At 60.2% G+C, this 22,720-nt stretch carries 21 protein-coding genes; 9 read left to right on the top strand and 12 right to left on the bottom strand.

Translation table 11 applies throughout. The features are described from left to right. Positions 1–38: 38 nt before the first annotated feature. Positions 39–581 carry a YaeQ family protein gene (locus HU811_RS12830; protein ID WP_092402682.1) on the bottom strand — a complete coding sequence of 181 codons (543 nt, stop codon included), beginning with the start codon at positions 579–581 and terminating at the stop codon, positions 39–41. Positions 582–728: 147 nt separating this feature from the next. On the opposite strand from HU811_RS12830, the gene HU811_RS12835 reads away from it, so the two are divergent. After that, a complete protein-coding gene (locus HU811_RS12835; protein WP_092402680.1) occupies positions 729–1,928 on the top strand; it encodes a CaiB/BaiF CoA transferase family protein in 1,200 nt (399 codons plus the stop codon). A 339-nt stretch (positions 1,929–2,267) separates the two neighbouring features. Here the strand turns inward: HU811_RS12835 and HU811_RS12840 are convergent, their stop codons facing one another. The 11 genes from HU811_RS12840 to ffh all read right to left on the bottom strand — a co-directional run bounded on the left by HU811_RS12840 (position 2,268) and on the right by ffh (position 12,930). Continuing rightward, entirely contained in the window at positions 2,268–2,555 is a 288-nt protein-coding gene (locus HU811_RS12840; RefSeq protein WP_186656218.1) for a DUF3509 domain-containing protein, read from the bottom strand. 185 nt (positions 2,556–2,740) lie between these two features. Continuing rightward, a complete protein-coding gene (locus HU811_RS12845; RefSeq protein ID WP_186656221.1) occupies positions 2,741–4,111 on the bottom strand; it encodes a transporter substrate-binding domain-containing protein in 1,371 nt (456 codons plus the stop codon). Positions 4,112–4,231: 120 nt separating this feature from the next. Further along, positions 4,232–5,641 carry a threonine synthase gene (gene thrC / locus HU811_RS12850; protein ID WP_047227507.1) on the bottom strand — a complete coding sequence of 470 codons (1,410 nt, stop codon included), beginning with the start codon at positions 5,639–5,641 and terminating at the stop codon, positions 4,232–4,234. A gap of 146 nt (positions 5,642–5,787) precedes the next feature. Continuing rightward, positions 5,788–7,092 (bottom strand): homoserine dehydrogenase, encoded by a 1,305-nt coding sequence (locus HU811_RS12855; RefSeq protein WP_186656223.1) that lies wholly within the window; start codon positions 7,090–7,092, stop codon positions 5,788–5,790. Between the two features lie 132 nt (positions 7,093–7,224). Next, complete coding sequence (dsbC, locus tag HU811_RS12860) at positions 7,225–7,956, bottom strand: bifunctional protein-disulfide isomerase/oxidoreductase DsbC (protein WP_186656225.1); 732 nt, start codon at positions 7,954–7,956, stop codon at positions 7,225–7,227. A gap of 372 nt (positions 7,957–8,328) precedes the next feature. Next, positions 8,329–9,225, bottom strand: coding sequence for a site-specific tyrosine recombinase XerD (gene xerD, locus HU811_RS12865; protein ID WP_047227504.1), 897 nt, complete (start codon positions 9,223–9,225; stop codon positions 8,329–8,331). 132 nt (positions 9,226–9,357) lie between these two features. Beyond that, complete coding sequence (gene rplS / locus HU811_RS12870) at positions 9,358–9,708, bottom strand: 50S ribosomal protein L19 (protein WP_003175895.1); 351 nt, start codon at positions 9,706–9,708, stop codon at positions 9,358–9,360. Between the two features lie 9 nt (positions 9,709–9,717). Next, entirely contained in the window at positions 9,718–10,527 is an 810-nt protein-coding gene (gene trmD / locus HU811_RS12875) for a tRNA (guanosine(37)-N1)-methyltransferase TrmD (RefSeq protein ID WP_177193387.1), read from the bottom strand. Further along, the gene (rimM, locus tag HU811_RS12880; RefSeq protein WP_047227502.1) at positions 10,509–11,045 is read right to left on the bottom strand and encodes a ribosome maturation factor RimM; all 537 of its coding nucleotides are present in this window, start codon (positions 11,043–11,045) and stop codon (positions 10,509–10,511) included. Before rimM ends, trmD begins: the two co-directional genes overlap by 19 nt. A 5-nt stretch (positions 11,046–11,050) precedes the next feature. Continuing rightward, positions 11,051–11,302, bottom strand: a complete 252-nt coding sequence (gene rpsP / locus HU811_RS12885; RefSeq protein WP_003198088.1) for a 30S ribosomal protein S16 — start codon at positions 11,300–11,302, stop codon at positions 11,051–11,053. A gap of 251 nt (positions 11,303–11,553) precedes the next feature. Then, the gene (gene ffh / locus HU811_RS12890; RefSeq protein WP_092402670.1) at positions 11,554–12,930 is read right to left on the bottom strand and encodes a signal recognition particle protein; all 1,377 of its coding nucleotides are present in this window, start codon (positions 12,928–12,930) and stop codon (positions 11,554–11,556) included. 207 nt (positions 12,931–13,137) lie between these two features. On the opposite strand from ffh, the gene HU811_RS12895 reads away from it, so the two are divergent. The 8 genes from HU811_RS12895 to cmoB all read left to right on the top strand — a co-directional run bounded on the left by HU811_RS12895 (position 13,138) and on the right by cmoB (position 22,655). Beyond that, the gene (locus HU811_RS12895) at positions 13,138–13,950 is read left to right on the top strand and encodes a cytochrome C assembly family protein (RefSeq protein ID WP_092402668.1); all 813 of its coding nucleotides are present in this window, start codon (positions 13,138–13,140) and stop codon (positions 13,948–13,950) included. A gap of 12 nt (positions 13,951–13,962) precedes the next feature. Continuing rightward, positions 13,963–15,204 (top strand): HlyC/CorC family transporter, encoded by a 1,242-nt coding sequence (locus tag HU811_RS12900; protein WP_186656227.1) that lies wholly within the window; start codon positions 13,963–13,965, stop codon positions 15,202–15,204. A 452-nt stretch (positions 15,205–15,656) separates the two neighbouring features. Further along, positions 15,657–16,970 (top strand): MFS transporter, encoded by a 1,314-nt coding sequence (locus tag HU811_RS12905; protein WP_092454080.1) that lies wholly within the window; start codon positions 15,657–15,659, stop codon positions 16,968–16,970. 237 nt (positions 16,971–17,207) lie between these two features. After that, entirely contained in the window at positions 17,208–19,622 is a 2,415-nt protein-coding gene (gene lon, locus HU811_RS12910) for an endopeptidase La (RefSeq protein ID WP_092402660.1), read from the top strand. A gap of 210 nt (positions 19,623–19,832) precedes the next feature. Further along, entirely contained in the window at positions 19,833–20,225 is a 393-nt protein-coding gene (locus tag HU811_RS12915) for a protease inhibitor I42 family protein (protein WP_092402658.1), read from the top strand. Between the two features lie 2 nt (positions 20,226–20,227). Continuing rightward, positions 20,228–20,863: a lysoplasmalogenase gene (locus HU811_RS12920; RefSeq protein WP_186656228.1), complete on the top strand. Its 636-nt coding sequence runs from the start codon at positions 20,228–20,230 to the stop codon at positions 20,861–20,863. A 95-nt stretch (positions 20,864–20,958) separates the two neighbouring features. Beyond that, positions 20,959–21,702, top strand: a complete 744-nt coding sequence (gene cmoA, locus HU811_RS12925; protein ID WP_092454076.1) for a carboxy-S-adenosyl-L-methionine synthase CmoA — start codon at positions 20,959–20,961, stop codon at positions 21,700–21,702. Next, entirely contained in the window at positions 21,699–22,655 is a 957-nt protein-coding gene (gene cmoB, locus HU811_RS12930; RefSeq protein WP_186656229.1) for a tRNA 5-methoxyuridine(34)/uridine 5-oxyacetic acid(34) synthase CmoB, read from the top strand. The genes cmoA and cmoB overlap by 4 nt, the downstream gene beginning before the upstream one ends. The last annotated feature ends 65 nt before the right edge of the window (positions 22,656–22,720 follow it).

A 22,720-nucleotide genomic window follows, 5' to 3' on the forward strand; every position in this document is an offset into this window, starting at 1 on the left:
CTCGCTTCGCTCGGCAGCTCCTACAGGGCCCGTCGGGATCAGCCGCGCTCACCCAGCAACCATTGCAGCTGGACTTCATGCTGGCCGCGATCATCGGTCACGAAAATCGTCCCCTCGCTGATCATCACATCCCACTTGATCACGCGGGGCATGTCCTTAGCGAGTGTCTCCAGCACTTCCTGGGGCACGGCGGCAATGTTGACGTTCTTGAGGTTCTTTACCGCCGGGATCACCTTGCCTTCCCAGACCCGCAGGCTGCCATAGGCCAGCAGGCTGGTGCGTTCGGTGCGGCGCGAGCACCAGGTCAGACGGTCGGCATCGGGCTGTCCGACTTCAATCCAGTGCAATACACGATCATCCAGGCTTTTTTCCCACAGCGCAGGTTCATCGACGTCCGACAGACCCCGGCCAAACGCCAGCAGTTCGTTGTACCAGAAAGCGTAGGCCAACAGACGCACGGTCATGCGTTCCTCGGTTTCCGAAGGATGACGGGCGATGGTCTGCTTCACGCTCTCGTACACACTGCGGTCGAGATCGGTGAGGTTCAGTTCAAACTTATAGGTCGTGGACGGCTGGGCCATGAACGGGCTTCTTGATACAAGGAAAGGCGGCAAGTCTAACCGATGAGGCGGGCATTCCACGAATTGCCGACCATCAACCTGCGGCGACTGGCGCCGGCCTATGATAAAACGCTCTATTCGTTCTGCCTTTGTTCTACAGGATCCGTCATGTCGCTTACTGCCAAACCCCTTGCGGGCGTCAAAGTCATCGAACTCGGCACCTTGATCGCCGGACCTTTTGCCTCGCGGATCTGCGGTGAATTCGGTGCCGAGGTGATCAAGGTCGAATCGCCCGATGGCGGCGACCCGTTACGTAAATGGCGCAAGCTGTATGAAGGCACGTCCTTGTGGTGGTTCGTCCAGGCGCGGAACAAGAAATCCCTGACCCTGAACCTCAAGCACCCCGAAGGTCTGGCGATTCTGAAAAAGCTGATCGGCGAAGCCGACATCCTGATCGAGAATTTTCGCCCCGGCGTGTTGGAAAAGCTCGGCCTGGGCTGGGATGTATTGCATGCGCTGAACCCGAAGCTGGTCATGGTGCGGCTTTCGGGCTTCGGTCAGACCGGACCGATGAAAGATCAGCCCGGGTTTGGCGCAGTGGGCGAGTCCATGGGCGGCCTGCGTTACATCACCGGGTTCGAAGACCGGCCACCGGTGCGCACCGGCATATCCATCGGCGATTCGATTGCCGCCCTCTGGGGCGTGATTGGCGCACTGATGGCGCTGCGTCATCGCGAGGTCAACGGCGGAACCGGGCAAGTGGTGGACGTGGCGTTGTACGAAGCGATTTTCGCCATGATGGAAAGCATGGTGCCGGAGTTCGACGTGTTCGGTTTCATCCGTGAGCGCACCGGCAACATCATGCCCGGCATCACCCCGTCGTCCATCCACACCAGCGCCGATGGCAAGCACGTGCAGATTGGCGCCAACGGCGACGCGATCTTCAAGCGCTTCATGCAGGTCATCGGTCGTGACGATCTGGCCAATGACTCGCAACTGGCCAGCAATGATGGGCGCGACAGCCGCCGCGATGAGCTGTACGGGGTCATCGATCGCTGGGTCAATTCGCTCCCGCTCGATACCGTTATTGAGCACTTGAACCAGGCGGGAGTGCCGGCCAGTCGGATTTTCAGCGCCGAAGATATGTTCAGCGATCCGCAGTTCCTCGCCCGGGAAATGTTTCTCAAGGCCAAGCTGCCGGACGGCAAGGCGTTCAAGATGCCGGGCATCGTACCGAAACTCTCCGACACACCGGGCACCTCTGAATGGGTGGGTCCAGCGCTGGGTGAGCACAATGCTCAGGTGCTCGGCGAGCTTGGCTTCGATGCACAGCAGATCGCCCAACTGCGCACCGACGGCGCCATTTGATGCGCCCTGCTGTGAACGAAAGTCTGTGATCACTGAAGATCAACTGTGGGAGCGAGCCTGCTCGCGATAATGGTGTGCCAGTCATTACCCGGTCTACTGACCCGACGCTGTCGCGAGCTGGCTCGCTCCCACAGAGTTTCTGCGCCGCCCAGCGGCAGAGCACGCCAAAACCTTAAACGACGGGCAAAAAGAAACCCCGAGAAGTGGGGAGACAACTCGGGGTTAAACGCGACCATTGAGGTCGGTACAACAAGCGACAAGCACCGGAGCACAATGCTTGATCTTGTTGGTAAAGGGTCTGACTCATCAGGACGTAGGAAGGTTCCCACGAAATTGTGTTCAATTCGGGAGAGCCATGACCTTGTCACGCGCCAGATTACGCAGCGCCGCGATCACACAAGGCTCAAGCCGGCCCTCGGCAATCAGCACATCGCGATGCAGGCCATCAACCACGTCCGTCAGTTGGCGTCTGTCGGTCAATTGGGCCTGGTTGAACAGGCGTTCGACCATGATGGCCCCGGAGGCATTCCTCAGCGTTACCAGGCACTCGCCTCTGGCGCCAGAGGGAGTCAGCGTCACCTGATACGGGCTCAAAGCCTCACCCAGCAATAGGCTGATACTTTCCATTCGCTCACCCTTCAATAGTCCGAAAACAACTGCTTGTGCACAGTAAATGACCGTGGGCCGCAGCAGAAAGTTCGTTCGCATACCGAGCCGGTACACCTCGAAGCCGTTCAACCGAGCATGCGCGTCCAATATGACAGGCAAACAACAGCGGCCGCTGGAAGAAATTTTCTCGCGAGCAGGCTGCGTCAAGCCAGCAATGGCTCAGAGCGATTCCACCGGCGCCCGACATCGATCCAGCCTCCCAGCAAACCGCGCAACTGCCCGTCGGCCCCATAAAAAGGCACCGACCAATGATAGATTTTGCGTAATCCACTCCTGAACATCAGTTGACGATCGACAAACCGGGATTGGCCGGTTCGCAGTTGTTCCATGACCTCTCCGTGCAGCTGCTCGGCAGTAGCCGGCGGGAACACCGCAGAGTCCGTCAGCCGGGTGCCCCGCAACTTTTCAAAGCGCGTCGCGAACTGCTCTTCGTAACTCTTGTTGCACATGATCAGGCGCCCTTCCAGGTCTCGAATGAAGATCGGATCGGGGATGGCATCCATCAAGGCCTTCTGGAGCATCAACTGATCATTGAGGACAGCCTCGGCCTTGAGACGCTGGTCGATTTGTATCTGCAGGCGGCGGTTCCAAAGCAGGGACAGCAGAGCGAACAACACGACCACCGTCACACACCAATAACCCCACTGGGAAATCCGCAACCAGACCGATGGCGGCTGGCCAGGGGCGATACCTGCCATCCATTTGATACGCAGCGCCCGCATTTCCTCGGCCGGAAAAGCTTCCAGCGCCTTGTTCAGAATACTCAGCAATGGGAGCAGATCCTGACGTACGGCCAGATAGTCCGGTTCCCACTTGCCCTCCAGACTTCTTCCTACGCGCAACTGTCCCGCCGGATAAAGGTGCACCCCGGTTTCGTTTTCGATGGTGGCGTGGGCCTCCCGGCTCTCCACCAGGGCCCTCGCTTCCCCGTAAGTCTTGACCGTGCGCAATTCGATGGCCGGATAGTCGCGCCGGATTTGCGCCTCCAAGGCATGCCGTGCCGGCAATGCCAGGATCTTGCCATTGAGCTGCTCCAGCGAATCGGGGACGGCCTCCCCGTCGCGTCCGACGAATACCCAGCCGGAGCCGCCAAAGGCGTGGCTGAAGTTCAGAAAATCCCTGCGCTCGTCGTTCATCGCCAGCGTGGTCGTCATGTCGGCCTCTGCGTTCTCCAGCATCGCCAGTAATTGTTCAGGGGAGAACGACTCCCGATGCACAAACTCAAGGCCTGTCATGTGCGCAATACGCTGGAGAATGTCGTTGTTCAGGCCGTTCCACTGCCCATGCTCATTCTTGAACAGGTACAACGGAAACTGCATCGAGGCCACGATGACCTGCGGGTTTTGCTCGATCCACTTCAATTCCTGCGGATCCAGCACCAACCGCTCGCCGGGGCCGAACGGTGGCGTTTCGTAGGCCGCCAACTGAGCGGCGTCCACCCCCAGTGCCCAGTACACCAGGACCAGGCCCATCATCCAGCCCAGGGCTGGTTTGCGTCTGATAAAAAACAACATCTGCATATCCTTCGAGATTACTCGCCCGTCCCTCCAAGGGCGAAAACCCGATCAGTTTGGCATGCAGAAACAAGAAAGCCCGTCAGGAGACGGGCTTCAAAATGTGACAGGTTTCAGCGCTCAGAGAGGCTTGCCACGGTTGCCATGCTGACTGACAAAGGCCTGCACGGCTTTCAAGTCATTGGGCAACACGGTGCAACGCTCATCTCGCTCAAACAAATCAGAAAGGTGTGCGGGTAGTTCGAGCGCTTTTCCTACACCGGCCTTCTCCACCGCTTCCGGAAACTTGACCGGATGAGCAGTGCCCAGGATCACCATCGGGATGTCCAGACTGCGACGGCACTCACGAGCGGCTCTCACACCGATGGCCGTATGTGGATCGAGCAATTCACCGCTCTGCTCGAACACCTCGGCAATGGTCTCGCAGGTTTGCGCATCATCCACCGCCAGGGAGTCAAACAGCTTGCGCGCTTCGGTCCAGCGCTCAGGCTCGACGCTGAAACCACCGCCCTGCCGGAAGCTGTCCATCAGGCCGGCAATTGCCGCGCCATTGCGACCGTGCAGGTCGAACAGCAAGCGCTCGAAGTTCGACGACACCATGATATCCATGGACGGCGACAGCGTAGCGTGCAGGGTTTCCTTGACGTACTGGTTGCCGCTCATGAAGCGGTGCAGGATGTCGTTGCGGTTGGTGGCGACGATCAACTGGTTGATCGGCAGCCCCATGTTGCGCGCCAGATAACCGGCAAAGATATCGCCGAAGTTACCCGTAGGCACCGAGAACGATACCGAGCGGGCCGGGCCGCCCAATTGCAGGGCCGCGTGGAAGTAATAAACGATCTGGGCCATGATCCGCGCCCAGTTGATCGAATTCACCGCGACCAGCCGCGTACCCTTGAGGAAGCTCTGGTCGGCAAAACTGGCCTTGACCATTTCCTGGCAGTCATCGAAGTTGCCTTCGATGGCGATGTTATGGATGTTATCGCCGAAAATCGTCGTCATCTGCCGACGCTGCACTTCCGAGACACGGTTGTGCGGGTGCAGGATGAAAATGTCGACGTTCTCGCAATGCTTGCAACCTTCGATGGCGGCCGAACCGGTATCGCCGGAAGTGGCACCGACAATCACGACACGCTCGCCACGCTTTTGCAGCACGTAGTCCAGCAGACGACCGAGCAATTGCAGGGCGAAGTCCTTGAAGGCCAGGGTCGGGCCGTGGAACAGCTCCATCACCCATTCGTTACCGTTGAGCTGACGCAGCGGCGCGATGGCGTTGTGGGAAAAGACGCCATAGGTCTCTTCCAGGATTTTCTTGAAGTCGGCATCCGGAATGCTGCCGGTGACAAACGGGCGCATGACCCGGAAGGCCAGCTCGTGATACGGCAAACCAGCCCAGGAGGCGATCTCTTCCTGGGTGAAGCGCGGCAGGTTTTCCGGCACATAGAGGCCGCCGTCCGTGGCCAGGCCGGCCAGCAGGACATCTTCGAAATTCAGGGCCGGTGCCTGGCCGCGGGTGCTGATATAGCGCATGGGGGCAAACCTTTGGTTTGAGCTTCGAGCTACGAGCTACAAGCTACAAGTTAAAAGCAGCCGGGCTTCTACTTGTAGCTTGCAGCTCATGGCTTGCAGCTGTATTGACTTAACTTGCAGCTTTCAGCTTGGCGCTTGCAGCTGCTTCAATTCAAATGCTCGACGCGGATACGGACCACCGGCCCGACAACGCCCTGCAGGGCCTCCAACGCGGTGATCGCGTCGTTGATGCGCTGCTCGACCACACGATGGGTCAGCAGGATCATCGGCACCAGGCCATCGTGTTCCTCGACTTCCTTCTGCATGATCGACTCGATGTTGATGCCGCGCTCCGAAAGGATGCTCGCCACCTGAGCCAGTACCCCTGGGTGGTCCTTGGCCTGGATACGCAGGTAGTAGGCACTTTCGCATGCTTCGATCGGAAGAATCGGATGATCCGACAGCGAGTCCGGCTGGAAAGCCAGGTGTGGCACACGGTTCTCCGGGTCGGAGGTCATCGCACGCACCACATCCACCAGATCGGCCACCACCGAGGAAGCGGTCGGTTCCATGCCGGCGCCAGCGCCGTAGAACAGCGTGGAGCCGGCGGCGTCGCCATTGACCATCACGGCGTTCATCACGCCGTTGACGTTGGCGATCAAGCGATCGGCCGGGATCAAGGTCGGGTGCACGCGCAGTTCGATGCCACTGGCCGTGCTACGGGCTACGCCCAGGTGCTTGATGCGGTAGCCCAGGGCTTCAGCGTAGTTCACGTCAGCGGTGGTCAGCTTGGTGATGCCTTCGGTGTAGGCCTTGTCGAATTGCAGCGGAATACCAAAGGCGATGGACGCCAGGATCGTCAGCTTGTGCGCCGCGTCGATGCCTTCCACGTCAAAGGTCGGATCGGCTTCTGCGTATCCCAGGGCCTGAGCCTCGGCGAGCACGTCTTCGAAGGTGCGACCCTTTTCGCGCATCTCGGTGAGAATGAAGTTCCCGGTGCCGTTGATGATCCCGGCGACCCAGTTGATGCGGTTGGCCGAAAGGCCTTCGCGGATCGCCTTGATCACCGGAATGCCACCGGCCACGGCGGCTTCGAACGCAACGATCACGCCTTTTTCCCGCGCCTTGGCGAAAATCTCATTACCGTGAACAGCGATAAGCGCCTTGTTCGCGGTGACCACATGCTTGCCATTCTCGATGGCCTTGAGTACCAGCTCGCGGGCAACGGTATAGCCGCCCATCAGCTCTATGACGATGTCGATCTCAGGGTTCGTGGCCACTTCGAAGACATCGGTGGTAATCGCAATACCGGTCGTCTGGAACTGAGGCTTTGGCGTGCGCATGGCAATTTGTGCCACTTCGATTCCACGCCCGGCACGACGAGCAATTTCCTCGGCGTTGCGCTGAAGTACGTTGAAGGTGCCGCCACCGACGGTACCTAACCCACAGATGCCTACTTTGACCGGATTCACTCTTGACTCCCCATGAAACGGCCGACGCAAGGTCGGCCGTGAAATACAGCCGCGCAGCAACGCGACTTTGTGTTTAACGGCCCGACGAAGGTTTTCGCCGAGCCGTGATCTTCATAAACGCACTGCCCATGATCATTTGGCACCAAGGGCCAGTTTGGCGACTTGTGGCGCCGGCTGGTAGCCCGGAATCACCTGACCGTCCGCCAAAACGATGGCCGGCGTACCGTTCACACCGATCGACTGACCGAGGGCGAACTGCTTGGAAACCGGGTTTTCGCACTTGGCGGCCTTGATTTCCTTGCCATCGACCATTTTGTCCATGGCCGCTTTTTTGTCCTTGGAGCACCACACCGCCTGCAACTGCTCATCACCCGGCGAACCCAGGCCCTGGCGCGGAAACGCCACATAGCGCACTTCAATGCCGCGCTTGTTCAGCTCCGGCACTTCGGCGTGCAGCTTGTGGCAATACGGGCAGGTGGTGTCGGTGAACACGGTAATGTGGGACTTGGTTTCGCCGACCGCCGGGTAAACCACGGTTTCGGCAACAGGAATGCCATTGATCAGCTTGGAAATGCCCTGGCGCTCGGTCTTCTCGGTGAGGTTGACCGGCTTGCCCCCCTTGAGCTCGAACAGGTTGCCCTGGACGATGTACTGGCCGTCGGCGCTGGCGTAGAGCACACGGCTGCCCTGGAGCTTGACTTCATACAGGCCGGACATGGGGCTGGCGCTGATGGTTTCGATCGGCACCTCCATCTGAAGGTTTTCCAGGCTCTTGCGGATAGCCTTGTCGGCCGCGTCGTCGGCGATGGCAACAGTACTGGCCAACGCAATGGCGGCGGCGGTGAACATCTGGATCAAACGCATGGGAGCTCCTGAGACGGACAAATGGGACGGGGAACGCCGACCGGCAGATTCGGGTTCCAACCGCCCACTGTGCAAACCGGCAAAGCCTACCACATAAGGCCCGCGTGGCCGAATGCCGCCGTCGCAAGACAACACGCAATGCATAAGAACCGGAAATTTGTGGCGAGGCCGCTTGCTCCCGCTGTGCCCTGTAGGAGCTGGCGAAGCCTGCGATCTTTTGATCTTTTGATCTTTCGCTTTCGCTTTCGCTTTCGACTCAATGGGTAGTGGAAAGATCGCAGCTTCGTTGCACTCGACAGCTCCTACACAGCTCCTACACAGCTACACGCCCCAGCGGGAGCAAGCGCCCTCGCCACAAAAGCGATGCACCACCTATCCGCGGGGGTGGTGTTTGGCGTGCAGATCCTGCAACCGCGCCCGGGCGACATGGGTGTAGATCTGGGTGGTGGACAAGTCGCTATGGCCCAGCAGCATCTGCACCACCCGCAGGTCGGCGCCGTGATTGAGCAGGTGCGTGGCAAAGGCATGACGCAAGGTATGGGGGGACAGTGATTTGCCGATCCCGGCCACCTTGGCCTGGTGCTTGATGCGGTGCCAGAAAGTCTGGCGGGTCATCTGTTCGCCGCGCAGGCTGGGGAACAGCACGTCGCTGGGGCGCCCGCCCAGCAGTTCATGGCGGGCGTCGCGCATGTATCGCTCGACCCACACGATTGCCTCTTCGCCCATCGGCACCAGACGCTCCTTGCTGCCTTTGCCCATCACTCGCAGCACGCCCTGGCGCAGGTTGACCTGCTCCAGCGTCAGACTGATCAGCTCGGTGACCCGCAGGCCGCAGGCGTACAAAACCTCCAGCATGGCCCGATCGCGCTGACCGATGGCTTCGCTGAGGTCCGGCGCTGCCAGCAGCGCCTCTACATCGGCTTCGGACAGGGACTTGGGTAACGGTCGCCCCAGCTGCGGCATCTCCACGCGCAAGGTCGGATCCACCGCAATCAGCTTTTCCCGCAGTAAATAACGATAAAACCCACGTAAACCCGAGAGAAACCGTGCGGTCGAGCGCGGCTTGTAGTTCTGCTCCAGACGCCACGCCAGGTGATCGAGGATCAACTCTCGCCCGGCATTGGCCAACTCCAGGCCTTGTTCCTGCAACCAGCCATTGAACAGCGCCAAGTCGCTGCGATAGGCATCGCGGGTGTTGTCGGACAGCCCCTTCTCCAGCCACAGGGCGTCGAGAAACTGGTCTATCAGCGGGTGATCAATGGCTGGCATAAAAACTCATGAGGGATGCGTGCGTACGCGGCATCGAAATGGAAATGATGAGATGCAGGGTGCTCAAAGACCAAATCGCAGGCAACAAAAAAGCAGCCCGCAGGCTGCTTTTTTTTGCATCGGAAGCTGGACTTAAGCCAGTTTTTCCTTGATGCGAGCTGCTTTACCCGACAGGTCACGCAGGTAGTACAGCTTGGCTTTACGTACATCACCGCGACGCTTGACAGCCATGCTGTCGATTTGCGGGCTGTAGGTCTGGAAAGTACGCTCTACGCCAACACCGTTGGAGATTTTACGAACGGTGAATGCACTGTTTACGCCGCGGTTACGCTTGGCGATAACAACGCCTTCGAACGCTTGCAGACGCGAACGGTCGCCTTCCTTCACTTTCACCTGAACGACAATGGTGTCGCCCGGGGCAAAGGTAGGGATTTCTTTGGTCATCTGCTCTGCTTCGAGTGCAAGAATGATTTTGTTAGTCATGCTGTGCTCCTAAGGCAAGTCGTCGGACTTACCATCGATACGTTGTGAACTATCGTCCCGCTCGCGGATATATTCCTCGAGCAGCTTCTTCTCTTCTCCAGAAAGCGAGCGGCTTTCCAGAAGATCGGCGCGTCGTTCATAGGTCCGACCAAGGGACTGCTGTAAACGCCAACGCCGGATGTGCGCGTGGTTGCCACTTAGCAACACGTCGGGAACACGCTGATCCGCATACACCTCCGGTCGGGTGTAGTGCGGGCAATCCAGCAGACCATCCGTAAAGGAATCTTCCTCGGCGGAATCTGCATGCCCTAAAGCTCCAGGCAGCAGTCGTGTAACCGCATCGATCAGGACCATCGCCGGCAGCTCGCCGCCAGACAGTACATAGTCGCCAATCGACCACTCTTCATCGACATGAGCTTCAATAAAACGCTCGTCGATGCCTTCATAACGGCCAGCAATCAGGATCAATGCATCCGATTTTGCCAGCTCGCGTACCGCCGACTGAGTCAGCTGGCGGCCTTGGGGCGACAGGTAAATCACCTTCGCGCCCTCCCCGGCTGCGGTTCTGGCCTGAACCAGAGCGTCTTCCAGGGGCTTGATCTTCATCACCATGCCCGGACCACCGCCAAACGGGCGATCGTCCACAGTGTGATGCCGATCCGTGGTGTAGTCCCGCGGATTCCAACAGGTAAGCTGCAGCAGCTCCTGTTTCACCGCGCGGCTGGTTATGCCGTATTCGCTGATGGCGGAAAACATCTCGGGAAACAACGTGATGACTTCAACGCGCAAATTAGCCACGTTTAGAAATCCGCATCCCATTCCACCTTCATCTCGCCTGCTGCAAGGTCAACGGCCAACACGCATTGCTCGGTATAGGGCAACAGGCGTTCGCGATCATCCAGGCTGCCGACGCAAGGCTTGACCACCATGACATCGTTCGAACCGGTCTCGAGCAGGTGATCGATTTTCCCGAGCAGTTGCCCGAGGTGGTCGATGACCTTCAGACCCACCAGCTGGTACCAGTAGTACTCGCCGTCGGTCAGTTCAGGGAACAGGTTGCGTGGCACGCAGATCTCAAAACCGGCCAGAAGACGTGCTTCTTCACGATCATCGAGATCCTTGAGCTTTGCGACCAGGAACTTGTCGTTCCCACGTCCGCTGACCAGCTCAACCTGTTTCACGCTACCTTCGCGCTTGAGCGTCCAGGTTTTGTAGTCCAACAGGTTTTTGATCGGATCAGTAAAGGAATAAACCTTCACTTCGCCGCGAACGCCATGAACAGAATAGATTTTGCCGACAACGATCAAATCATCAGCATCTTTTGGCGTCGCGTTCATATTGCTCAGGCCGCAGCCTTAGCCGATTCCTTCAACAACTGAGCAACACGCTCAGAAGGTTGTGCACCAACGCTCAGCCAGTAGGCTACGCGCTCTTGGTTCACGGACAGACGAACTTCCTGACCACGGGCAACAGGGTTGAAGAAACCAACCTGCTCCTTGTGGGAACCGTCACGCGGGTTGCGGCTGTCGGTTACGGTCAGGTGGTAAAACGGGCGCTTTTTGGAGCCGCCAAGGGCAAGACGGATTGTTAGCATGTGAACATCGTTCCTGTAGTCGGTGCTGCAAATCTAAATGCACAGCGGGCATAGGTGCCCGAAAGGCCGCATATTCTAAGGAATATCCGGACTTTTGCAAATGTCTTTTTCCGGCGCCTGGCGCCGTGCGATCAAGATTTGCCATAGAGCCGTCATGAAAAACGGCAGGTCAGCTCCCGCATAGCACGGGTTTGCTGGAGATCCCCGCATCCGTGCGGGGCAACGCCGGCATGACAGCCGGCGCAGATTCTTTACATTTTCGGCATGCCGCCGCCGGGCAACATACCGCCCATGCCGCGCATCATCTTGGCCATCCCGCCCTTGGCGGAGAATTTCTTCATCATCTTCTGCATCTGCTTGTGCTGCTTGATCAAGCGACCGATGTCCTGCACCTGGGTGCCGGACCCCATGGCGATGCGGCGTTTGCGCGAACCGCTGATCAGCTCAGGGTCGCGGCGCTCGGCCGGGGTCATGGAGTTGATGATGGCTTCCATCTGTTTGAACTGCTTTTCAGCCGCGCCCTGGGCATTGCCCATTTGCGCCAGGTTCACGCCACCGATGCTCGGCAGTTTGTCCATGAGGCCGCCGAGGCCGCCCATGCTCTTCATTTGTTGCAGCTGATCGCGGAAGTCTTCGAGGTCGAAGCCCTTGCCCTTCTTCAGCTTCTTGGCCAGTTTGTCGGCCTTGTCCTTGTCAAGGGTCTGCTCGGCCTGCTCGATCAGGCTGAGCACGTCGCCCATGCCGAGGATCCGCGAGGCGATACGCTCGGGGTGGAACGGCTCGAGCGCTTCGCTCTTCTCGCCCATACCGATGAATTTGATCGGTTTGCCGGTGATGGCACGGACCGACAGCGCGGCACCGCCACGGGCATCACCGTCGACCTTGGTCAGGATCACGCCGGTCAGCGGCAGCGCATCACCGAACGCCTTGGCGGTGTTGGCCGCGTCCTGGCCGGTCATGGCATCGACCACGAACAGGGTTTCCACCGGGTTGATCGCGGCATGCAGCGCCTTGATCTCGCCCATCATCTCTTCGTCGATGTGCAGGCGACCGGCGGTATCAACGATGACCACGTCGATGAACTTCAGTTTTGCTTCTTTAATAGCCGCCTGGGCGATGTCCACCGGCTTCTGGCTCAGGTCGGACGGGAAGAATGTCACGCCGATGTCGTTGGCCAGGGTTTCGAGCTGTTTGATCGCCGCCGGGCGATAGATGTCCGCGGACACCACCATCACCGACTTCTTCTTGCGCTCTTTAAGGAAGCGCGCCAGCTTGCCGGCCGTGGTGGTCTTACCCGCGCCCTGCAGGCCTGCCATCAGCACCACCGCTGGCGGCACGGCGCTCAGGTTCAGGTCTTCGTTGGCGGCGCCCATCAGGCTTTCGAGTTCGGCCTGGACGATCTTCACGAACGCCTGGCCCGGCGTCAGGCTGCGCGACACCTCGGCGCCGACGGCGCGCTCCTTGACCGAATTGACGAAGTCCTTGACCACCGGCAGGGCGACGTCGGCTTCGAGCAACGCCATGCGCACTTCGCGCAGGGTGTCTTTGATGTTGTCCTCGGTCAGCTTCGCCTTGCCGGTGACATGGCGCAGCGTCTGCGAGAGACGGTCGGTTAGGTTTTCAAACATGCGCGATCCTTTCAGGCCCAGATATGACCGGGATAATGGCGGCCCAGACCGTAAAAAGTGTGCTCGGCGAGCCTGCGGCGTGGGCAGGTCGCGGATTATAGCGAAGACTGCGCCCGGCGCACACCTCGCCGTCAGTTGCGCTGGTCTTTCGTGCGATGGGGATTCTATGCCAAACTCAGCGCCTTTCGGGCCTGCCTAACAGGATTTATGCTCCCCTTGTCACCCAGTTTGCTTGCCTCCCTCGCCGCCGCTTGTCTTTATGCCGCTGCGACCTTCTATCAAGGCTCCCGCCTGGCCACCGGCGCCAAGGCGAACAAACGCCTGCTGGTCATGCTTGGCGTGCTGGCGGTGCTCGGCCACGCGGCCAGCCTTTATACCCACCTGATGACGCCAATTGGCCTGGGCCTGGACTTCTTCAACGCCGCCAGCCTCATTGCCGTGGCCGTGATCGCCCTGACGCTGCTGGCCTGTTCACGCATCCCGGTGGAAAACCTGCTGGTGCTGCTTTTCCCGCTGGGACTGGCCACGGTGCTGCTGGCACAATTCGCGCCGTCGGGCACGGTGCAGATCATCGATGAAGAACCGGGCATCCTGGCCCACATACTGCTCTCGATCCTCGCCTACGGCCTGTTCACCATCGCGGTGTTCCAGGCCCTGCTGCTGCTGGTGCAGGATCACCAGCTCAAGCATAAGCACCCCTCCGGGCTGATCCGCAACTTCCCGCCGCTGCAAACCATGGAAAGCCTGCTGTTCGGCTTCCTCTGGGCCGGCTGGACGCTGCTGTCGCTGTCGCTGCTCTCTGGCTGGTTGTTCGTCGAGAACCTGTTCGCCCAGCACCTGGTGCACAAAACTCTGCTGGCGTGCCTGGCGTGGGTAGTGTTCAGCGTACTGCTGTGGGGCCGCAACCGTCTGGGCTGGCGCGGCCATAAAGCCATTCGCTGGACCCTGGCCGGTTTCTGCCTGCTGATGCTGGCGTACTTCGGCAGCAAGTTAGTTCGTGAATACATTCTGCATGTCTGACGGACGGCTCTGATGGATAGGTTGCCCATGGGCCCGCTGTTCGCTGTACTGGTCGTGCTGATCCTCTGGTCCGCCCTGTTCACGGCCATCGAAGCCGCCCAGCAGCATTTGCTGGCCCAACGCAAGGCTTCGCGCGCCGGTGACAAACCGCTGGCGAAGCTGAGCTTCCCCCGGGACAGTCTGATTCTGTGCAATACCCTCTGCCGCGCCCTCGCGGTGGTGATCGGAACACTGCTGGCGATCTTTACCTGGTTGCAACACGGCCCCTGGGTGGCTTGGCTCGGTACCAGTGCGGCCTTGCTGGTCTTTGCCGATTACCTGCCGCGCACCCTGGCCACCCGCCATCCCGATGCGGTACTGGCGTTGGGCAACGCCTTGCTTGGCGTGCCCTTGAAGATTCTTTATCCATTTGCCTGGCTGTTGAATGGCATCAGTCAGTTGCTGCTGCGTCCGTTTGCCCGCCAGGCAAGTGCGGTACAGCAAAACGACGATGAAATGCCTGCTCCCGCGCGCAACGATCACGACCCCGAATACAACAGCGGCCGGCCGCATCCGGTTTCCGGCATCCATGCCCTGGACAACATTACCGTCAACGATATTCTCGTACCCCGCAGTGAGGTCGATGGCATCAACCTCGACGACCCCATCGGCGACATCATTGAACAGTTGCGCCTGAACCGCCGCACTCGCCTGCCGGTGTTTCACAGCGACATCAACCAGGTCGAAGCGGTGCTCAACACCCGCCAGATCCGCCACCTGCTCAAGGACGCGAGTCTGACCCAGGAAGCGTTGCTGGCTGCCTGCCACGAACCCTACTTCGTTCCCGAAAGCACGCCACTGCAGCTGCAATTGCTGAATTTCCACAAGCAGCAACGGCGTCTGGGCATGGTGGTAGATGAATATGGCGAAGTGCTGGGCATTGTCACCCTGGAAGACATCCTTGAAGAAATCGTCGGGGAGTTCGAAAGCGAGCACAGCCTCGACAACCCCCACGTCCATCCCCAGCCTGATGGACGCCTCATGATCGATGGCGCCGCGTCGATCCGCGAACTGAACAGGACGCTGGGCTGGCACCTGCCTTGCGAAGGCCCCAAGACCCTCAACGGCCTGGTGACCGAAGCACTGGAGACTATTCCCGAAAGCCCGGTCTGCCTGAAGATTGGTCGCTACCGCCTGGAAATCATCGAAACCGTCGACAACCGCGTCAGCCAGGTGCTGGTGTGGCACAACAGTTCGGTGCCCACAGCACTCTAACCCCATCTGTGGCGAGGGAACTGGCTCCCGCTGGGCTGCGTGTAGGAGCTGCCGAAGGCTGCGATCTTTTGATCTTTTGATCTTTCGCTTGAGACCCAAGTGGCTGGGGAAAGATCGCAGCCTCGTTGCACTCGACAGCTCCTACACAACTCCTGCGTGTCCTGCGCGCGCCAGCGGGAGCACGCTCCCTCGCCACAGGGGTTGTGCGAAAGCGCCACTATTGCGTTGGGGCTCTCTTGTTGAATCGTTAGCACCCTTCCTATACTCAACCCGCTTATCCAGCGCCGCCCGAACCTTGTGCTTACCCCGCACCCAACCGGTTCCGGCCAGTCCATCGGCAAAATCTGCATCAACCCTGGGACTGTTCCTACCGGAAACAGCGCCAGCGGCCCGAGGGAGTTCGACCATAATAATTCGCTCCAATGGAGCACATGACTGTCAGGGATAACCGCATGACAACGACCACTTGCAACGAAGCTGTGTCTGCCCCGCCGACGAACTCCGCCACCCGCGTGGCGACCGCCAGTTTCATCGGCACAGCCATCGAGTTCTATGACTTCTACGTCTACGCCACGGCTGCGGCCCTGGTGATTGGGCCGGTGTTCTTTCCGCAGACTTCAGGCACGGCACAAATGCTCTCGTCCTTCCTGACGTTCGGCATCGCCTTCCTCGCTCGCCCGTTGGGCTCGGCGCTGTTCGGCCACTTCGGCGACCGGATCGGGCGCAAGTCCACGCTGGTGGCGTCCCTGCTGCTGATGGGTGTGTGTACCACGCTGATCGGCGTGCTGCCCGGTTACGCCAGCATTGGCGCCTGGGCGCCGATCCTGCTGTGCGTGCTGCGTTTTGGCCAGGGGCTGGGCCTGGGCGGTGAATGGGGTGGCGCCGCGTTGCTCGCCACCGAGAACGCGCCCAAGGGCAAACGCGCCTGGTTCGGCATGTTTCCCCAACTGGGGCCCTCGATCGGCTTTCTGGCGGCCAACGGATTGTTCCTGACCCTGGCCATGACCCTGGACGACGAGCAGTTCCGTTCCTGGGGCTGGCGGATCCCGTTCCTGCTCAGTGCGGTGCTGGTGATCGTCGGCCTCTATGTGCGACTCAAGCTTCATGAAACACCCGTATTCGCCGATGCCATGGCCCGCCAGGAACGGGTGAAAGTCCCGCTGATCGAGCTGTTCAGCCAATACTGGGCGCCGACGTTGCTGGGGGCGGCGGCGATGGTGGTGTGTTATGCGCTGTTCTACATCTCGACCGTGTTTTCCCTGAGCTACGGCGTATCCACCCTCGGCTACAGCCGCGAAACCTTCCTCGGCCTGCTGTGCTTTGCAGTGCTGTTCATGGCCGCCGCGACGCCGCTGTCGGCCTGGGCCAGCGACCGCTACGGGCGCAAACCGATTCTGATCATCGGGGGTGTGCTGGCAATTGCCTCGGGGTTCCTCATGGAACCCTTGCTGACCCAGGGCACGACCTGGGGCGTGGCGCTGTTCCTGTGCATCGAGCTGTTTCTGATGGGCGTGACTTTCGCCCCCATGGGCGCCTTGCTACCGGAACTGTTCCCCACCCATGTGCGCTACACCGGCGCCTCGGCCGCCTATAACCTGGGCGGCATCGTCGGCGCTTCGGCCGCCCCGTTCTTTGCCCAGAAACTGGTGGCCATGGGCGGTTTGAGCTACGTAGGCGGTTATGTCTCAGGAGCGGCGGTGCTCAGCGTGATCGCCGTGCTGTGCCTGAAAGAGACGCGCCATAACGATTTGAACAGGGTCGCCTGACCTGAAGACTGACGCGAACCCCAAACTGCGTAGGAGCTGACGAGCGAAGCGCGGCTGCGATCTTTCCACAAACGCTCGAGGTCCAAGTGAAAGATCAAAAGATCGCAGCCTCGCTTCGCTCGACAGCTCCTACGGATGTCAAACCCGCCAATGAAATAACAGCTAACAATCGTCCACCATTGAAACCACCCCTCACCTGCCCCATCTAAGACCCATACTCCATTGCGCAGGTGCCCCATGAGCGACCAGCACTCTACCGAAGCCACGAACGATTACGCCGACCCCGAACACATCGAACACACCTCCTCCGGCACCGGCCTGGCCCTGCCCGGCCAGAACCTGCCGGACAAGGTCTACATCATTCCAATCCACAATCGCCCGTTCTTCCCGGCCCAGGTGCTGCCGGTCATTGTCAATGAGGAACCCTGGGCTGAGACCCTGGAATTGGTTGCCAAATCCGAACACCATTCCCTGGCGCTGTTTTTCATGGACACGCCCCAGGAGGATCCGCGCCACTTCGACACGTCGGCGTTGCCGCTGTACGGCACGCTGGTCAAGGTGCACCACGCCAGTCGCGAAGGCGGCAAACTGCAGTTCGTCGCCCAGGGCCTGACCCGCGTGCGCATCCGTACCTGGCTCAAGCACCATCGCCCACCGTACCTGGTGGAAGTCGAATACCCGCACCAGCCAAGCGAGCCGACCGACGAGGTCAAGGCGTATGGCATGGCGCTGATCAATGCGATCAAGGAACTGCTTCCACTCAATCCGCTGTACAGCGAAGAGCTGAAGAACTATCTCAACCGCTTCAGCCCCAACGACCCGTCGCCCCTGACTGACTTTGCCGCTGCGCTCACCTCGGCCACCGGCAGTGAGTTGCAGGAAGTGCTCGATTGCGTCCCCATGCTCAAGCGCATGGAAAAAGTGCTGCCGATGCTGCGCAAGGAAGTTGAAGTCGCGCGGCTGCAGAAGGAGATTTCTGCTGAGGTCAATAACAAGATTGGCGAACATCAGCGCGAATTCTTCCTCAAGGAGCAGTTGAAGGTCATCCAGCAGGAGCTTGGGCTGACCAAGGATGATCGCAGCGCCGATCTCGAACAATTCGAGCAACGGCTGGAGGGCAAGGACCTGCCGGCCCAGGCGCAAAAGCGCATCGAAGAGGAAATGAACAAGCTCTCGATCCTGGAAACCGGTTCACCGGAATACGCCGTCACCCGCAATTACCTCGATTGGGCGACGTCGGTGCCGTGGGGCGTGTATGGCCAGGACAAGCTCGACCTCAAGCACGCGCGCAAGGTGCTCGACCAGCACCATGCCGGATTGGGTGACATCAAGGACCGCATCCTCGAGTTTCTCGCCGTGGGTGCCTATAAAGGTGAAATCAGCGGTTCCATCGTGCTGCTGGTGGGACCGCCGGGGGTGGGCAAGACCAGCGTCGGCAAGTCCATCGCCGAAACCCTGGGTCGGCCGTTCTACCGCTTCAGCGTCGGCGGCATGCGCGATGAAGCCGAAATCAAGGGTCATCGACGCACCTACATTGGTGCTCAGCCGGGCAAGCTGGTGCAGGCGCTCAAGGACGTCGAAGTGATGAACCCGGTGATCATGCTCGACGAGATCGACAAGATGGGTCAGAGCTACCAGGGCGATCCGGCCTCAGCCCTGTTGGAGACCCTGGACCCAGAGCAGAACGTCGAATTCCTCGATCACTATCTGGACCTGCGCCTGGACCTGTCGAAAGTGCTCTTCGTGTGCACCGCCAACACCCTGGACTCGATCCCCGGGCCACTGCTGGACCGGATGGAAGTGATTCGCCTGTCGGGTTATATCACCGAAGAGAAGATCGCCATCGCCAAGCGCCATTTGTGGCCCAAACAACTGGCCAAGGCCGGCGTGTCCAAAGGCAGCCTGAATATCTCCGACAGCGCCCTCAAGGCCCTGATCGACGGCTATGCCCGTGAAGCCGGGGTGCGGCAGCTGGAGAAACAGCTGGGCAAGCTGGTGCGCAAGGCGGTGATGAAACTGATCGACGACCCGAAGGCCGTGATCAAGCTCGGGCCCAAGGACCTCGAGGCATCCCTGGGCAAGCCGGTGTTCCGCAACGAGCAAGTGCTGTCCGGCGTCGGTGTGATTACCGGCCTGGCCTGGACCAGCATGGGCGGCGCGACCCTGCCGATCGAAGCGACGCGCATCCACACGCTCAATCGCGGCTTCAAGCTCACCGGGCAGTTGGGGGAGGTGATGAAAGAGTCAGCGGAAATCGCCCACAGCTACGTCAGCTCGCATCTGAAGCAATTTGGCGGCGATCCGAAGTTCTTCGACGAAGCCTTCGTTCACTTGCACGTACCGGAAGGCGCCACCCCCAAGGACGGTCCGAGTGCTGGGGTGACCATGGCCAGCGCCTTGCTGTCCCTGGCTCGCAACCAGGCGCCGAAAAAAGGCGTGGCCATGACCGGCGAACTGACCCTCACCGGGCACGTGCTGCCGATTGGTGGGGTGCGCGAGAAAGTGATCGCGGCGCGACGGCAGAAAATCAATGAGCTGATCCTGCCGGAAGCCAACCGGGGCAACTTCGAAGAACTGCCGGACTACCTCAAGGAAGGCGTCACCGTGCACTTTGCCAAGCGGTTTGCCGATGTGGCTAAGGTGTTGTTCTGATCATCCCGTAGCGCCTGTGCGGGCCCCATCGCGGGCAAGCCTTGCTCCCACAGAGGTCGATGTCGCTCACAGATTGTGTGTGCAACCAAGATCCATTGTGGGAGCAAGGCTTGCCCGCGATGGCGTCATCAGCAACAACACATCCCCATCTGACACACCCAGTAGCATCTTCGGTTATGCTCGCCGTTCGTCGTGAATGCCGGAGCCCTTATGTCCCTCACCCGCCTCCTCGTCCCTCTCAGCCTTGCCCTGCTGAGCGCCTGTGCCACGCAACCGAAACACAACGTGACCGTGGAAAAACTGAGCCAGTGCCCGGTGCAGCTCACTAACGGCCAGAACCTGATCCTGAATTTGCCCAGCAACCCCAGCACCGGTTATCGCTGGGCGATCCAGGACTCGGCCGGCGGCGTGCTGAAGGCCTTGGGACCTGAGGTTTACCGCAACCCGGAAGACGCCGGCATCGTCGGCGCGGCCGGGGTATCAACCTGGCGTTTCCAGGCATTTACGGCAGGAACCGGTCGCTTGCGCCTGACTTATCAACAGCCGTGGGCACCTGAAGTACCGCCGGTGGAAACCTTCGACTGCGCCATTTCGGTGAATTGACCATGGGTTGGCTGATCCTTGCATTGATGGGCGCGGCCACCTATGTGTACGGGCTCACGGTGCATGCCACCCTGCTGTGCCTGCTGGTCAAGCCGATGCCAGTACTGGCCCTGCTCGGCTGGCTGCACGATGCGCCACCCAGCGAATATCGACGCTGGATCAGCCTGGGATTGATTTTCTCGCTGGTGGGCGATGTGCTGCTGGCTTGGCCCGGGGATCTGTTCGTGTTCGGCCTTGGCGCGTTTCTGCTGGCGCACCTGGCCTATCTGAAAGCCTACCTCAGCGACTGTCGCCGTCCGGCGTTGCTCTCGCTGGCCCTGGCCTCGGGGCTTGGCGCAACGTTGCTGGGGATTCTGATATCGAGCGGTCTCGGGCCTTTGCTGGTCCCGGTGATTGTCTATGGCCTGGCCATCAGCGCCATGCTCTGGCGTGCGCTGGCGCGATTGGGCACCGAAGTCCCCGAGCGTTCGGCCTGGCTGGCCGCTGCCGGGGCCATGGCGTTCGTATTTTCCGACAGTGTCATTGGCATCAACCGCTTCGTGGCGCCCTTTCATGCCGCGCCTTACCTGATCATCATCAGCTATTGGCTGGGCCAGTGGGGGATTGCGGCATCAGCGTTCAGCCAAAAACCGCATTGAGCCAGCGAGCGAGCTTGCCTCCCACAAAGGCTCGCTCCCAGAGGTTTTTTGGTTAAAATGCCGGCCTTTTCACCACCCATGCCGCTGGAACTGCCGTGAGCAAAGAACCCGATCGTCTATTCGCCCAGCCCCTGGCCCAGGTGCCTGACTTCGCCTTTAACGAGGACGTGGTGCGGGTGTTTCCGGACATGATCAAGCGTTCGGTGCCGGGTTACCCGACCATCGTCGAAAACCTTGGCGTGCTCGCCGCGCAGTTTGCCCAGCCGGGCAGCGTCCTCTACGACTTGGGTTCGTCCCTGGGCGCGGTGACCCAGGCGCTGCGCCGCCATGTGCGCACCGACGGTTGCCGAGTGATTGCGGTGGATAACTCGGCGGCGATGGTCGAACGTTGCCGCGAGTACCTTAACGGCCAGGACTCGATGTTCCAGGAGTTGCTACCGGTTGAAGTGATCGAAGGCGACATCCTCGCCCTGACGTTCCAGCCGGCCTCGGTGGTTGCGCTGAACTTCACCCTGCAATTCATCGCGCCGGATCAACGTACCGCCTTGTTGAGCCGCATCCGCCAGTCCCTGCTGCCCGGCGGTGCATTGATCCTCTCGGAGAAGCTGCGCTTTAACGATGAACAAGAGCACGCGCTGCTCAGCGACCTGCATGTGGCGTTCAAGCGCGCCAACGGTTACAGCGAGCTGGAAATCGCCCAGAAACGCAGCGCCATCGAAAACGTCATGAAGCCCGACAGCCTCGAAGAACACCGCGAACGCCTGCTGGCGGCCGGGTTCTCGAAAGTCGTGCCGTGGTTCCAGTGTCTTAATTTTGCCTCGTTGATTGCCCTGCCATGATTGATCTGTCTCCCCTGGCCCGCCATCTGGCCGGCACCCCCCTGGCCGATTGGGCCGCGACGTTGCAAACGCAACTGGACAGCAAAATGGAAAAGGGTCATGGCGACCTGGAGCGCTGGCAGAGCGCCCTCGATGCCTTGCCAGTGCTGCAACCGAGCCGAGTCGACCTGCTGAACGGCCTGACCCTCGACACCGATTGCAGCGACGAAACCCGTGCGCAGATGCGCACCGCGCTGATGGGCCTGTCACCGTGGCGCAAAGGGCCTTTCGACCTGTTTGGCGTGCACGTTGACACCGAATGGCGTTCGGACTGGAAGTGGTCGCGGGTGGCCCCGCACCTGGACCTGACGGGCAAGCGCATTCTCGATGTGGGCTGTGGCAACGGTTATTACATGTGGCGGATGCTCGGCGCCGGGGCCGATACGGTGATCGGCGTCGACCCCAACTGGCTGTTCTTCTGCCAGTTCCAGGCGGTGCAGCGCTACCTCTCGCAGCCCAACGCCTGGCACCTGCCTTTCCCATTCGAGGCCCTGCCGCCGGAGCTGGAAGGCTTCGATACGGTGTTTTCCATGGGCGTGTTTTACCATCGCCGCTCGCCAATCGAGCATTTGCTGGCGCTCAAGGATTGCCTGGTCAAGGGCGGAGAACTGGTATTGGAAACATTGGTGATCGAGGGCGACGAACATCAGGTGCTGGTGCCCGAGGATCGCTACGCGCAGATGCGTAACGTCTGGTTCCTGCCTTCGGTCCCAGCCCTGGAACGCTGGCTGCGCCGCGCCGGGTTCAGCGATGTGCGTTGCGTCGATGTGTGCGTCACGACGGTGGAAGAACAGCGCGGCACTGAGTGGATGAAATATCAGTCGCTGAGCGACTTTCTCGACCCCGCCGACCACAGCAAGACCATCGAAGGCCTGCCGGCGCCGATGCGGGCGGTGATTGTGGCGCGTAAATAAATCGCCCCCACTGTGTGCGAGCTTCTGTGGGAATGAACCTGTGGGAGCAAGGCTTGCCCGCGATG

This window comes from Pseudomonas tehranensis (assembly GCF_014268615.1).
In the GTDB taxonomy this organism is placed as follows: domain Bacteria; phylum Pseudomonadota; class Gammaproteobacteria; order Pseudomonadales; family Pseudomonadaceae; genus Aquipseudomonas; species Aquipseudomonas tehranensis.